Origin of the sequence: Flavobacterium sp. EDS, assembly GCF_020991525.1 — a bacterium.
Taxonomy (GTDB): domain Bacteria; phylum Bacteroidota; class Bacteroidia; order Flavobacteriales; family Flavobacteriaceae; genus Flavobacterium.
Map to the genome: position 1 here is coordinate 1 of NZ_JAJMOZ010000029.1, position 15,492 is coordinate 15,492.

The 15,492-nt window shown below is 29.7% G+C and carries 10 protein-coding genes; 4 read left to right on the forward strand and 6 right to left on the reverse strand.

The features are described from left to right. Window positions 1-92: 92 nt before the first annotated feature. From LPB87_RS20385 to tyrS, 3 genes are all read right to left on the reverse strand, one after another. Window positions 93-1,664, reverse strand: a complete 1,572-nt coding sequence (locus LPB87_RS20385) for a hypothetical protein (RefSeq protein WP_230729187.1) — start codon at window positions 1,662-1,664, stop codon at window positions 93-95. Between the two features lie 242 nt (window positions 1,665-1,906). Beyond that, a complete protein-coding gene (locus LPB87_RS20390; protein ID WP_230729188.1) occupies window positions 1,907-2,539 on the reverse strand; it encodes a ribonuclease H family protein in 633 nt (210 codons plus the stop codon). 447 nt (window positions 2,540-2,986) lie between these two features. Next, window positions 2,987-4,192 carry a tyrosine--tRNA ligase gene (tyrS, locus tag LPB87_RS20395; protein WP_230729189.1) on the reverse strand — a complete coding sequence of 402 codons (1,206 nt, stop codon included), beginning with the start codon at window positions 4,190-4,192 and terminating at the stop codon, window positions 2,987-2,989. Window positions 4,193-4,621: 429 nt separating this feature from the next. On the opposite strand from tyrS, the gene LPB87_RS20400 reads away from it, so the two are divergent. Then, on the forward strand, window positions 4,622-5,056 hold the full coding sequence (locus tag LPB87_RS20400; RefSeq protein WP_230729190.1) for a hypothetical protein: 435 nt from the start codon (window positions 4,622-4,624) through the stop codon (window positions 5,054-5,056). Window positions 5,057-5,257: 201 nt separating this feature from the next. Here the strand turns inward: LPB87_RS20400 and LPB87_RS20405 are convergent, their stop codons facing one another. The 3 genes from LPB87_RS20405 to LPB87_RS20415 all read right to left on the reverse strand — a co-directional run bounded on the left by LPB87_RS20405 (window position 5,258) and on the right by LPB87_RS20415 (window position 11,603). Next, window positions 5,258-9,001 (reverse strand): WG repeat-containing protein, encoded by a 3,744-nt coding sequence (locus LPB87_RS20405; protein ID WP_230729191.1) that lies wholly within the window; start codon window positions 8,999-9,001, stop codon window positions 5,258-5,260. A 266-nt stretch (window positions 9,002-9,267) separates the two neighbouring features. Beyond that, window positions 9,268-9,555, reverse strand: coding sequence for a DUF4833 domain-containing protein (locus LPB87_RS20410; protein ID WP_230729192.1), 288 nt, complete (start codon window positions 9,553-9,555; stop codon window positions 9,268-9,270). Between the two features lie 473 nt (window positions 9,556-10,028). Further along, window positions 10,029-11,603 (reverse strand): AraC family transcriptional regulator, encoded by a 1,575-nt coding sequence (locus LPB87_RS20415; protein WP_230729193.1) that lies wholly within the window; start codon window positions 11,601-11,603, stop codon window positions 10,029-10,031. Between the two features lie 667 nt (window positions 11,604-12,270). On the opposite strand from LPB87_RS20415, the gene LPB87_RS20420 reads away from it, so the two are divergent. The 3 genes from LPB87_RS20420 to LPB87_RS20430 form a co-directional block, all read left to right on the forward strand. Next, window positions 12,271-12,498, forward strand: a complete 228-nt coding sequence (locus LPB87_RS20420) for a hypothetical protein (protein WP_230729194.1) — start codon at window positions 12,271-12,273, stop codon at window positions 12,496-12,498. A gap of 656 nt (window positions 12,499-13,154) precedes the next feature. Further along, complete coding sequence (locus tag LPB87_RS20425; protein WP_230729195.1) at window positions 13,155-13,835, forward strand: hypothetical protein; 681 nt, start codon at window positions 13,155-13,157, stop codon at window positions 13,833-13,835. Between the two features lie 11 nt (window positions 13,836-13,846). Beyond that, the coding region (locus tag LPB87_RS20430; RefSeq protein ID WP_230729196.1) for a hypothetical protein at window positions 13,847-15,492 on the forward strand (1,646 nt) is incomplete at its 3' end.

Here is a 15,492-nt window from a genome sequence, read left to right on the forward strand (position 1 = left end):
TTCGAGTCTCTTTTTTTTGTTTTGGAAGTATTATGAGTGCGAAGTTAGGAGAGATTCGTAAAGGTTTTTACAAGTACTCTTTGGAGAGCGGGTTACTTTATTTCCATTCTATTATCAAAATAATGATTTTCAGACCATTCTTTCTCTCCTATACCAATCAAGGCTGATCCGTAATATTGCCTCTGCAAAATATGTAAACTATGTTTTCCAATAGCATCCATACAAATTCTGCTCATCATTTGCCGTTCAGTATTTTTTAAATCATCTCCATAGTATTCAATCATAGGAAGCCAATCATAGAGCGAACGGCATTGATCAAAAGTAAAAATATCTAAACACATCTCTCTTTCTTTTGCTTTATATGAGTATCTTTTATGATTTTTTGTATTATGATGATATGGATATCCCAACTGATTAATTGCCAACTCTAACCAAAGATGTATCATTGGAACATCGCAAAAGACACTATGCTCACTATATTTACTATCTGGTACGCTTGCCATAATTTCAGGAATTGATTTTTTTAAAGATTCAGATAATAATTCTTGATAACTAACGCCATAAATCGATTCTAAGAGAACATATAAATATTTTACAGTGTCATCTAAATTAAATTTGTTGTAGTCATTTTTAGTTATGAATTTTACCCAATCTTTGCTTAAATCACTCTTGTCTTCTTTTAATCCTTTAAAAAAATAATATAAAGGAAATTGCGATGGTTCAATCTCAACATCCTCAGAGTTTTCAAATACTTCAATTTTATTTTTAAAAATATTTTTGTCATTTTTAAAAATCCTTTTTACAGAAACAGGATTCTTTATTACATTAGAAATTGGTAAAATATGATTTGTATAATTTATTACGAAATTAGTTTGAAAAGCCGAATATGCCTCTTTAAAATTTTTTTCAATGTAAGGTCTAAATTCATTTTTTGTGTATATGCCATAAGCAAATATACTTTCCACAAATCTACCTTTATTATCTTCTTCTGACGAATCAAAAATTGAATATTCAAAACATGGTTGCGCAAAAAAATAATTTGTCAAAAAATCTATATTTTCATCTGTTTTATCTGGAAAAGTAGTGTTCACAATCAAACAACTCAAGTCTCCTAAAGCTCTATTTTCAAATAGAGTAATTATGCTTTGATAAATCTTTGACAAGCGGCTAAAGAGTGGTGTTGTAAAATCTAGATATATAATATCAAATTTGACGAAAGATGATTTAATGAAACTATCTATTTTCCCATTATAAATTTTTAAGGTTGGAAAATTATTTTTTATAGATCTTAAAGCTTTCTCAAATAATTCTTTGTCGCTTTCAAATGCGTAAATATTTTCAATTCTGATTCCTAATTCTAACATGTGATTTAAATCATTTTCTGGTTCAGGACCACATAAATAGGCTATTCTAAGTTCTTCAGGTCTTTTATTGATATTGTTAATCTGCTCTGAGTAACTTAACCAATTGCTTAGGCAATCATTATTTACATTATCAACTAGTTTAAAAGGAATTAAGATTTCATTAAACACATAATCCCAAAGTTTGATAATGTAATCATTATTAAGTATAGGTGTTTGATTTCTATTTTTTGTTAAGCTATCAATTGTATAATTCCAAATTAATTCTCTCGATGATTCTTTTATTTCCTGCTTGTATGACATTTTAGGATTGGATTGATTTTGTTGTTTTTTACTTTTTAACTATTTTTTACTTTCATTTAATACTATCGTAATTCATTACGTTATTTGAAATGTTATTTCCGATCGCATGGATTTGTAATCCGTGCCCGCAAAGTATATCTTAACAGATTTTAAAAAAGAAAATCTAGTTTTTATTAATCTAGGAACGGGCACAAAAAGGATTTCCGCACTATCGTTGCGCATATCCGAGCGGTAGATTTTAGTTATTTTCTACCAAAATCAGCTGGAATTTCACCCCAAGCTTTTGTTTCCCATTTTAATATTTTGTTGGTAAATTCATTTGAGATTAGCCATTTTTCTGCACGTTCCATAAGTTCAAAAACTTCTTTATTATTTTCTGTTTCTTGAATATTACTTCTGGAAGTTTTATCTCTAATCCAAGATATTGCTATTTTGCTATCAGAATAAATTGAACGTGTATCATTGTTTTTTTTCATATGTGCCAATGCGTGTACTAAAGCTAAAAATTCACCCATATTATTTGATGCGTCTTTAAAAGGACCTTGTTTGAAAATTACCCTTTTAGTTTCAGTTTCAACTCCTTGATATTCCATTAAACCTGGATTACCACTACAGGCCGCGTCTACAGAGATACTTTTTAAAATAGGCGCACCGATCAATTTTAATTCTTCTTCAGATAACTCGGATTCAAAAAATGTCTTGCCTTTATAGTTATCATATTCTTCTGAATATGCTTGCTTTGCTAATTCTAAAGATTGAAAAGATTTATATTTGGCACCATTAAAACCATGGATACTTTCCTTACATTCATCCCACGTTTCGAATATTCCAATTTTTCTACCCTCCCAAACAACGTAAAACTTCTTTTTTGCCATATTTTTTTAATTTATTCACGATTTCGTAATTAAGATTATGTCCAACTTACTTATTCCCTCCATAAAATGATTTCAACTACCAATTTTAAAAGCTTTATAGTTCCAGCCTGATCAATGTTCAATACCAAACATACAAAACCTTCTTTGTTTTACTTTACGGTTTTCCGTAATTGTATAAAAGGCAAAATACTTCTTTAATAAATAAATTTACACAGTATAAATACCTGTTTTTAATTTTTATTGAGCATAAAAAAAGATGCCGAAGCATCTTTAAAATTTTCATGATTAACATTTATGGGCTTTACGTTGGCATGAGAAATTTGAACACAAGCATCTTTTTTTTATAACATCATTCATATTATTAGCCCGATCGCGCGGATTTGTAATCCGTGCTCGCAAAGATTGGATTGGACGCAATGCAAATCAAAAATTTTATGCTTTTATAAATTAATTCAATTCATAAAAATTTCTTTTACCAATCTTAATTTTTGTACCTCTTTCTAAGCAAATCATACTGTAAGGTTCTATATTTTTAGCATTATTAATATGAACAGCCCCGCTTTCAATTAATCTTTTTATTGCTGAACGGGTAATATCATTTTTAAGTTTGTGACATAAATCTACAAGAAAGAGACTGCTTTCATCCAGTGAAATTCCCGAAATAGCAACACTAATAAAACTTTTAGAGTCAAAATTTTTATTTTGAAATTGATTCGTGAAAAAATCCTCTGCTTTTTTTGCTTCATCATCATCATGATACTGCGCAATGATATTCTTTGCAATAGATTTTTTAATATTCATTGGATTTTCGCCGTCATCAAGTAATTTCAGCAGATTACTTTTTTCCTGCACAGAGAATTCTGTCACCAAATCAATATATTCAGGTATTAATTTATCAGGTATTGACATCGTTTTACCGAACATTTCATTTGGAGAATCTATTAGTCCAATTGTATTATTCAAGGACTTACTCATCTTTTCTTTACCATCAATTCCTTTTAGAAGGGGCATACACATGATAATTTGCGGACTTATATTATAAGATTCCTGCAACTGTCTTCCCATTGTACAATTAAACAACTGATCAGTTCCTCCCATTTCAATATCACATTTGATTTTTACCGAATCAAATCCTTGCAGTATTGGATACATTAGTTCATGCATTGCAATTGGTGAATTTTCCGAGAAACGTTTATTAAAATCGTTACGATGCATCAATTGTGCTACGGTAACTTTTGATAAAATCTGTAAAATTTCTGGAAAAGATAATTGATCAAGCCAGTCTGAATTGTAAACAATCTTAGCTTTGTTAACGTCAATTATTTTCGACAGCTGTTTTATATACGTCTCTGCGTTATGCTTTACTTCATCTGAATTTAGAGGTTTTCTACTTTTATTCTTTCCAGTAGGATCACCAATTCTTGCTGTAAAACTGCCTACCAGAATTATAATTTCATGTCCTAAATTCTGAAATTTTTTTAGTTTCTTAAGTACTACTGCATGACCTAGATGGAGATCTGGCGCAGTCGGATCAAAACCTAACTTGATCACAAGTTTACGATTCTCTTTAGAGGCTTCCTTTAATTTCTCATCCAAACCATTTTCCGGAAGGATAATCTCTACATTTTGTTTTAATTTTTCTATAAAATTCATTTTGTTTAAAATAAAAAAGCCCAGGCAATTTAATGCCCGGGCTTCGATTATGTTTTTATACTAATATTTAAATTACATCTGTAAAAAATAAACATACTTCTCCCTGGCAACTTTATTGTAATAATAAGTACTGAAAAATGGAAGACGTAATATGCTGTTTAAATGTTTCATTTCAGATGCAAATATATATATATTTGGTATAACATATACTTCAAAGTAAAATGGAATGGTAAAATTTATCATAAGCCCAATAGCGCGGATTTGTAATCCGTGCCCACAAAGTATATCTTAACAGATTAAAAAAAAGAAAATCTAGTTTTTATTAATATAGGAACGGGTACGGAAAGTATTTCCGCGCTATCGTTGTGCATATCCGAGCGGTCGGGAATAAAATTAATTATAAGTCGCGAGATTCAAAATTTTAAATACATGAAAACAAAGATTATTCTTCTCTTTTTAGCCTTTCTAAGCAGCACGTTGTATGCACAAAGCAAAACTGATAAAAAGATCATAAACAAAATTGAAAAACAAATTCTGGATAAAAACATTAAGAAAGAAATTTTTAATGATCTTGATTCTGCAACTATAACTATTTATTTGAAAGGAAATGTTCCAATTTTAGTAGAGAAACAAACGGGTCAATTTCGTCATACCTATAAATTTACAGCAAATAAACGGGTTGAACAGGATTATCAAACCCTTATTAATGCTAAATTTTATATTCGAAATTGGAAAAAGAATATTTATGTTAGAGTTGGTGAAATTATTAAAATCAATTCAGAAGTAAATTCTGCGGTACCAATGCCCGCTGACTATATTTTTGATTATAACAAAAGCCAAATTGAAAACGTAATTATAAAATAATAAGAAATAAAAATACATTAAATTGAACCCGATCGCGCGGATTTGTAATCCGTGCCCGCAAAGTATATCTTAACAGATTTAAAAAAAGAAAATCTAGTTTTTATTAATCTAGGAACGGGCACGGAAAGAATTTCCGCGCTATCGTTGCGCATACCCGAGCGATCGGGTTTAACGGTACAGAATAGAGTTGTTTTCATAATTTTAATTATTGTCGCTATTCTTTATTTCGTAAAACACTTTATTTTGTGGTGTCACCAATACTGTTTTTTTACCTTGTTTACATTCAAAATATCCCTTCTCTATATATCTGATATCATCATAAATAAGTGAAATAATTATGAAATTCGATAAATTTACCACTCCTTGTTTTTGTTCTTTGGAAACGATAGCGAAATTTGTCCCTTCAAGGATTTTATAATCATCATAGTCTTTATTCTTTTCCGATTTTGTTTTATCATTTTCCTGATTTTCAGGAGTAATTTCATACGGATTACGGTCATTATCAATTAGGTTTCCATAATAATCAATTCGTCCCTTTTTTCCATCTTTTATAAAGGTATAGCACCAATAAGGAAGATTTTTTTCTCTATACAATGTATCGCATTCAATTGAAAATTGTTTTTCTCCATATCTTCCATATATTGTGCGGGTTTTATTCTTCCGGCCTTGGATCTCTTCTGTTTCTGAAAAACTTAAATCATCTTGTTCTATTAGAATTATTACGCGACCGCTCAGAAAATCTAAGATTCCTTTTTTCTTATTTTTTGTAACGACCAATACTTTTCGTTGTTCCATAGATCTTTTGTTAAAATCAATATCTTTAATAGCATCGTAAACAAATTCATGAAGCGTCTGATTTTTATTGGTAAGCACTCCATATTTAGTACCTCTTTTAGCAATGAAATTGATATTGTCCGGCGTATATAAGCTATCATTTACAAAGGGTATTACTATACTTTCGTTTGCATCAATTACCCCATATTTATTATTCCTTTTGACTATAAAAAGCGTAGTGCGTAAAAAAGGATCGTAATTACGATCATAATTCTCCATTGTTTTTGAATCTTCAAAAATCAAATGACCATATTTACTATATTTAATCATTTTCACACTATGATTTTTATCGTCATATTGCCTATCTGAATAACCTCCATCAATGTCTTCACTAAATTTTGTTGCTATAGTTTCTAAATCTATTTTTTGGGTTTTTAAATTCAGTAGCTTAATGGTGTTACCGTCCCTAAGTATCAAATGATGATTGACGGTTATATCACTAAAATCAAATTTCCAATTGGCAGGCACTACAAACGAAACTATTTTTTTGTTTCCTGGGCCTAGAATATCTACTTTGTCTTTGGTTTTGCAAATGAATATTTTGTTGACATATTCTAAAATAACATCTCTTTTTTCTTTGTTGCACCAAACACTATTATGATTTTCAAATGGAAAAATGATTTCATCATATTTGTTGTCTGCTGGCATTAAAACTTTTCCGTCAAAGTTGACTATACCATATTTATCGCTTTTGGCATCGGTCTTAAACTTAAATAAACTAAAAATTATCTTTTGACTTTCAGAAACTTGATTTCTTTCTTTATCATTTTGATAATAATAATCTACTACTGGATACTTGAACTTGGCAATTTCCAATTTATCGTTAATAGCTCCGTAGAGATCTTTATCTTTATAGATGAAAAATTTATTTTTATATGAAACTATTGGATATGGAATTTGATGCATATTAAAATCTGTATCAAAAAACACCTGTTTTTCATCGGCAGTGTTTGCCAAAATAAATTTTTGATCATGCTGTGGATGAGTATAACGTGCTAATATTGCTCCCGAATCCTTTCCGTTTTGAAGATTGTATAATCCGTATCGACCTAATTTATCCTGATAACCAAGAATAATATTGTGGATATCAGTTCGGATATTATTGCAATTATCCAATACCTTGGTAAGTGTGTCTCCCTGTATTTTCAACAAGGATATTTTGTAATTATAAATTTGTCTCCCATTATCAAAATAGGTAATGTTTTGATGATTTACTTTTTCAGAAATAATATAATGGTATGTTTTTATGGAATCATTTCGGATAATCAATCTTTCTAATATATCCTGAATTATAAAAGGATAAATGCTTTGTCCTTTGCTATTATACAGACCATAATTATTATCTTTATTTTTTACTTGAAAAACAAGGGATTCTTCTCTTTTTTCGCTATAGTTTGGACTCGGATAAATAGTAATACTTTCATATTTTATGGGTAAAACTTCTTTTCCATTAATATCCAACAAACCTTCAAGCGATTTAGAATCTTTTATATCATTTCCAGCTAAAAAAATATTTTTATTAGCACGAACTATATACGAGTATTGAGACTTTAGAATTTCATTACCATCAACATCCGCAATACCATATTTATTATTTTGTTTAAATAATTGTCGATCTGTGTAACTATCATTCTGTCCATCAAACGGATTTTGGCTTGATACATATTCTTTTGGGTTATTGTCCTTTGAATCGCGGTATAATTCACCATTTAATTTATAAAGGGTCTTTTTTTTGTTGTGATAAGTTGCTATAAGTAAATCCCGAGCTTTAGCATTATCAGTACATACAAAATCATACTTTGGTTGTTCTATTTTTTTATTATTCAAAATGGTAAATCCCCATTTGTTTTTTATCCTATAAAACAGTACATCTTTGTAATAACTGTTACTACTAAAACTTTTAATTTCATCATAATCATAATCCAATAGCTTTTTCCCATCCAATAGTCTGGCGCCAAACTTATTTTTATTTTTAGTAATGAAAATATAGTATTTCGAAAATTCTTTTTGTTCTACAACAGGATCTGGAAAGAAAAGATTCGAGTCCTTACCTTTTAAAAATGTATTTCCCATATTCGAAATCGAATCATAAACAGGTTCTGTATAATACTCAAATTTGCTAAAGTTATAAACCCCCGCTTTGTTGTCTTTTTTTACAATTAAATATTTATTTTTATTTTTTAAAGGAACTTCTTTGGGTTCGATAAAATTTTCTTTACAAAAAATAATCTCTGACAAAATATTCTCATCCTGACTTTCTTTTGTATAAGAATCAAAAACATCCTTGATCAATTGGTTCGTTTGCGGACGGTAAATAGAAAGGTGATTGCCAATGTGTAAAATAAAATATTGTGATTCCTTTTCTTCAGCATAATTCGGATACATTTCTTCATAAGAATCAATAGAATCAACTAAAACTTCATTGTTTTTTAAATTGATAAATTTCCATTTACCATCTTTTTTAGCCAATAGCAGGTTATTTCTATACAGTATAGCCGAAGAACACTCAAAAATCAGTTTACAGTTTAAATCATAAATGCCAATGGTTTCCTGAGTTTTTGAATTTTTGTCCAAATCGGTTACGATAAAATATTCTAACGTCCCCTGCAAACCGTTGTGATAAGTAAAATAATCTTCGCTGGTTGTAATTTTCTGATTTTTAAATGGTATTACAATTTTTCCAGTTTTATCAAGAAGTGCTTGCTGATTATTTTTAATGACCACATAAAAATTAAATTTATCATCGCACAAAGCTAAAATCCAATCGTAAATAGGTGCAATCACATAAGTATTTGTCTTTCTATTAAAAACACCTTCAGATACAATATTTACCGTTTGTACTCTAACTTTAATGTTCAAGGTATCTTTATCCGATATACTATATTTCTCCGAAAATTTATGATTGAGAATCGAAGTAATATGCTCTTTCCAAACACCAATATTGGTATTTTGTAAAAGTTCCTTATCTTTTATTTTATCAAATGTTTTAAGAGATTCATTAAGTTTTCCTTCATTGTAAAACTGCATGGCTTGTTTTCTCAGAGCTTCGCTATTTTGGGAGAAACTAATTAAAGGCAGTAAGGCAAATAATATTAGTAATATTTTTTTCATGCAGTTATAATAAATTAGTAACATTTTTTTGAAATACTTTTTTAGTTTTTACTGTCCAATTTCAGCCATTATACTGTCTTTTTTTGTTTTTCTATACCCGACCATGCGGATTTGTAATCTGTGCCCGCAAAGTATATCTTAACAAATTAAAAAAAAGAAAATCCAGTTTTTATTAATATAGGAACCAGCACGGAAAGATTTTCCGTACTCTCGTTGTGTATATATGAGCGATTGGGCAACCTTTAACGTATCCAAATATAGCTATCTCATTTTAATAACATTCTCTCAGTAATTGTTTTATTTGAGGAAGTCTCAATTCCGGTAACTTCGGCATACTTTATATTTGGTAACCAAAAAGAACCTCCTTCAATGCGTACAAATATTTTTTCTACCTGTATTCTTTTCTGATTTACATTTACAAAGACATGATATTTTTGATCTGAATCTATCTTTTTCAAGGTTAAGGGTAACTTTTTATACGATACAAATTGAAGCTCAAACTCCTCATCATTTACCGATTTACTTTCTATTCCGTATGCAAATTTGCGTTGCATGAAATTAATAACTCAGTATTTACTAGGATTTTCAGATTTCGAGGTACAAAGTAGATACGAATCTGAACAAAATATCGCAAAAGATCAACAAACAAACCTTATCATTTTTTAAGTGAAATGAAGAATTTTTCCAAACTGTACTAACATCTTTTCTAAGAACACGTTTAGCTAGTGATTGATGCTCAATTATGAATTTTAATTGGAAAAGGAAAATGTTTTCTAATATCACTTTGGGTTATATCGTTCTGTTTCATTTCGTATTACTTGTCCAGTGCAAATCAGTTTCAATTTCGGGTTGCAATTTTGTTGTAATTTCTTTTGGTATTTAGATCATATATTCTTTTGCTAAACTATGCTTTTCACCTTCTAATTTTTTCAAATAACTAAGTTATTGCATTATTTAAAAACAATAAAAGGATGCTTTTGTAAAGTCTTGAGTGAATTAATATAATTTTCGTGAACTATAATTGATTTTACAATTGATTTGATTTTGTTTTAGATTCTTCTTTAAGATAGGTAATGAAAGCTAGAGGAGACAGGCCTGTGACTTTTTTAAAAATAATGGTAAAACGGCTATGAGACGAAAAACCGCATTTTTCACCTAGATAGCTAATTTTGTATTTAAGGAAATTGGGGTCATCTTGTAGGCGGTCTACAATATAATTAATTCTTAGTTCATTGATGTAATTAGCGAAATCTTTTTCTTTGTGTTTGTTGATTACATGGGATAAATAGCGGTGATTGATACCCAATTCTGCCGCCATTACATTTAATGATGTCTCTTTTCCAAGATAATATTCTTGTTCTTCTAATTCTTTTATTTTTTTTAAAATACTTTCCTCAGTTTCTTGAGACATGTATTCTTTGGTTGTGTCTTTTTTGGGATCAAAGGCAATTTGAGTATCTACTAATGCGATCTGATGTGGTATATCTTTTTTTGAAATATAATCTTTGAACTTTCCGTAATCCTGTTTTCGTTTATAGGCATAAATCCCTAATGTAACTAGAACTGCTAGGATACAAATAGTAATAATAATCAAATTGATTTTTTTATATTTTGAGTTGCTGTTTTTTTCTTTGGCGTGTAGTGTAGAAATTAAATTATCCGCAATGAGCTTGCGGTTACCTTCTTCCTTGTCGGTAAATTCGTTGTACTTTTCACTGTAAAAGACATATTTTTGGTTGTTTTTAGTTTGTTTATAGTATTCCAAAAGTGAATTGTATACTTCATGTTGTAAGGTATAAAATTTAGAGGTTTCTGCTATTTTTTCAGCTTTGATATAGTTTTCCTTTGCTTTTGAGTAGTCTTTATATGCAGTGTAGACATTCCCTAAACCATTATATATGAACCCTTTTAGAGGGCTATCTGGGGATTGCGACTCGCTGAGTAGGTTTTGGGCTTTATTATATAAAACTAGAGCTGAATCTACTTGATGCATTAAAAGATAGTTTTTGGCTATGACTTCATTGTTGACAGCCAAATGAAAAGGTTTATCTATGTTGGAACTTATTTTATCAAATAATTTGTTTCCCTTTCTAAGATATGCATTGGCTTTACTATAATTGTGATCATCTATTTCATAATAGGCTAACTCTTGACATAAGTTTCCTTGAAAACGGTACATTTCATCTTTGTCTTTTATTTTTTTACTAGAATTAAGTGCTTTTTCTAAAAATGTTTTACCTAAACTAGGAATGCCAATTTCGCGATGGAGCGTAGATAAGAAACCGTTGATACGTGATAACATTGCATAATTTTTGTCAATAGTTGCTAAGCTATCTGCTTTCATTAGTGAACGTATGGCTTCATTGTTAATGTCATATTGTCGAAGAACTGTAGCTCTGAGCATGCATGCTTTGATACGCTGAGAATTATTTTTAGAAATTCTATATAATAAATTTGTGTTGGTGAGTGCTTTTTTTGGATTTGTACTCACCAATACTTGGGCAGATTCAGAATAAATTTTATCATATTCAGAGTCTTGTGCGTAGCATTGAAAATGTAATAAGTTAGTAATTAAAAAGTAGAATACTATTTTTAGGCGCATAAGGTAGGGGATAGATTAAACTAGTTTTTGATATTATATGGGTGTCAAATACTAGAATTTTTTATGGAATATTGTCTTTGTTTAAATTGGTGGGCATCGGTATTACAAATATTTTCATCTCTGAGTTTGATTTTTGAATGCTTTTTTTTAGTCTATTTTGAGGAGGAAAAGTTTAATTAAAAGTTTTTGATTTTACTTAAATTATTTACGGAAAATACTTCACAAAGTTATCTAATGAAAGCTTTTAAAATACTTTATTTTTTTACGTATTGCGCAATATAAACAATATTTGCATGAAATTTTAAGAATACCTTACTTTTTAACGTATAATTCGTGTTAAAATAACAAGGAATTAGTGCGTTCTTATGTGTTTAGGAATTTTTTTAATGGATTTTTTTTATTTTTTGAATTAGAACTACATTTTTACTAGATAAATTAAGGATTAAGGGTTCGCTGTTTTTTAAATTACGCAATAATAAAATAGTAAGTTTTGTAAAATGAAGTGAGATTTATTTTCTTCGTTAAAATAGAATTCTAAATATTTTAAAGCTCAAAATGTAGTATCAATGAAAAGTAGAAATGGTTTAATGGAAGTGATTCTGGACTATTAATATAAATAGATGAACTAATAGAAAGTTGTAATGAAGATTAATAAAAAACTTTTCACATGAAAGGAATAACAGTAGTTCAAAAAGTAAAATTGTTTTCTGATCAGGATGATCTAGGAGAACAAGAAGTTTTTATTAGTTTAGATGACCATTGTGGAATTTGGTTGAACATTAGTCATAATGGTTATGAAATGTCTCTTAGTTTAGCCAATTGGGAAAAATTAATAGCATTATCTAAAATTGCTAGATCAAAAATTATTAGGTCTAAAATTTCTAATGGTCTATGATTTTATAAAAAAAATCAATAAAAGTTTTAATTCAATAGAAGGCGCGAATGATTTATAAGTTGAGATGTATTTAATCGAAACTTAAATTTTTTAATGATACACAGGAATTGGAGATTTAATATTGTGCCAGTCAAGATTGAGATAGAGAAGCTTAGCGTGTTAAACTCGTTAAAATAGTATTATGCTATTTAACGAGTTTTTTATTTTATAACATGATGATCTCTTTTGTTGAATTCTTATCAATATCGTCTAGTTGCCTTTTAAATTTTATGTGTACCATTTTAGGTTTGTAAGAAATAATCTAAATTCCTGTTAAACATGTTTTTTTGGAATTACAAGTCATTTTTCAACAAACTTCATGTATTTATTATAGTAAAAAATAGCTTTTTACTGTGTTAAAAGTAATCTAATGTCTCAATTAGTAGAGGAGAATTTTTTTTTATTTCTTTTGTAATTAATTGATTTTCAATATGTTGATTTTTTTTATGTTGTAAATAATTTCTTTCTTACGTAATTGATAAAGAGTTCCAATGTTTTCATAAACTGCAAATTATAAGCTTTGTATCCTAGTTGCAAACAACTATGGTATTGAAAAAAAATGCAGTAAAATGATCAAAATTATTAATTCAAAATGTAAAGCTTAAATTATGCAAACTATGATGAAGTACTTTATGCTTTTCAACTTACTTATGATAAGTTTTCAGGTTGGAGGACAAAACAAGAGGAATAATGATAATTATTTTAATAGGAATACGAATAAGGAATTCTATAAGATAATTTCATTTGGAGAGAAGATCGATTTTGGAAATTTCGATTCTTCAGTTAGATGGACAATCATAAATTCGAAAGAGAGAATTGCTATGGCTTTAACAGGAAGTCAGATTAATGATTATGTATTTCAAGAACCGGGTGAATATGAAATAGAATTCATTGAAATTAAAAAAAATAATGAAGAATGCAACCATCCTCTGTTTAAGGACAAAATGATTATTAAGGTGAGTGCTGTGAAATTATCTTTCGATTTTTCGAAAATCAAATTTGCAGAAAAATTGGAAAGAGGACGAAATTATGAAGATTTTGTAATTAGTATCCCAGTAACAATTTCAACAAAAGATAATTCGATTACAAATTTAACTGCACCAGCTTTATCAATAACAGGAATAGGAACGTCATTAATGGCTAAAGCATTAAATGAAACAATTGAGATTAAGGATGGAATTCAATTGTTCAAGTACAAAGTATCTGGGGTGATATCTAAGGAAACATATCTAATGTTTGATTTCTACGACTTCAATAGCCAGGTTCAAACCTATAATCTTCGTCAATTAATAAATTAATAGTGTTAGTTATGATAAAATACTACTCAGCAACTAAATATTCAATATGTGTATTTTTCATGTTGTTCATGTTTATCCATACGGCAAATTCGCAATGTTCTTCACCACTTGTAGGGTGTTCAAATACAGATTTGTCAAATTTTGGAGTTGATTCGGATAACAATGCGGCGACAATAGAATATGATAATTTTATATCTTCTTTTCATACCACAATTGTTAGAACCTCAGATGGTTCTTTACAGACTTGGGGTGAGAATGTAGGAAACGACGGAGTTACCAATGTATTGGCACCATTAACAATTAATGTTACAAATTTTCCTGGATTGGGAACAGCAATTCCTTTAAAAGCTGGATTGGGAAGTAATTCGGCAAATAATGTTCAGGGGATTATTTTGGCAACCGATGGATTATATGCATGGTCTAAAGAAGGAATTGTTTTGGATGCATCTATTACATCAAGTACAATATTTCAGAAAATAGAAATTCAAGGAAATGCAAACGGATTGCCAACAGGAGTGAATCCAGGAGATGTTAAAATGATGTTTGCTACTTATCAAACACTTGTCATTACAACTTGTAGTGGAGATGTTTGGGTGATTTCTCAAAATGCTAATGTAAGAGGTAATGGTGGTGTTGGTGATGCCTTAACTTGGTATAGAGTTGCTACTGATGCTACTGGAAATCCGTTTTTAGATAATGTAGTTGCTTGCAGAGGGAATGTCAATGGATTAATGGCGTTAAAGTCTGATGGTACAGTATATGTTTGGGGTGAAAATGTGTTGTTAGGAAATAATTCAGCAATCATTCCAATCCAAAATAGAGCAACTCAAATGACCTTACCTTCAGGGGTAGTACCTAAAATGATTGGATCTACTGGAAGTACTACTAGTAGGTCATATTATATTTTGTCAACTGATGAAAATTTGTATGCATTAGGAAAGAACTCATCAAGACAATTAGGAGATTGGACAACAACAGACAGATTAAGTTGGGTACAGCCACGTTATACCTCGGCTGGAGGTCCAGTTATGAATAACATCAAATGGTTTAGTTCACAAGAACATGATAGACAATATGCAAGTGTCAATATTATCAATAATGCCAAAAACCTTTATGCTTTTGGAGATAATAATAATTCTTTATTAGGGGTAGTAGCAGATCCAGCTAATCCAGTTATGCCTAATGGAATTTCTATCACAGACAATATTTTAGCGGTTGAAACTGGTGGACACACTTCTATGATTGTGAGGAAATGTGATCTAAAGTTTGGTTATACGGGGCACAGAATTAGAGGAAGTATGGGTGATGGTACTAATGCCAGCACTACAGAAGCTGCTTATAATTTTGCTACAGCTGCTGTGCAGATTTGTGGAGTAGAATCTATGCCAGTTATACAACCCGCTTCAACAGGAGGAGGACCTAATTCTAATTATTGTGTAGGATCTTCAGTAGTATTGGAACCATCACCTACAGGTGGTACATTGACAGTTTTAAGTGGACCTGGTAATTTAGTAGCAAATACTTTAAATTTTTCTGGAGTAGGTGTCGTTAAAGTTCAGTATTCGGTAACTACAGATTGTGGTGGCACATCAGTGACTACTAAAGATTTTCAAGCAGAAAGTTGCAATGCTGACTTAAAAGTTATAAAAGTATCAAG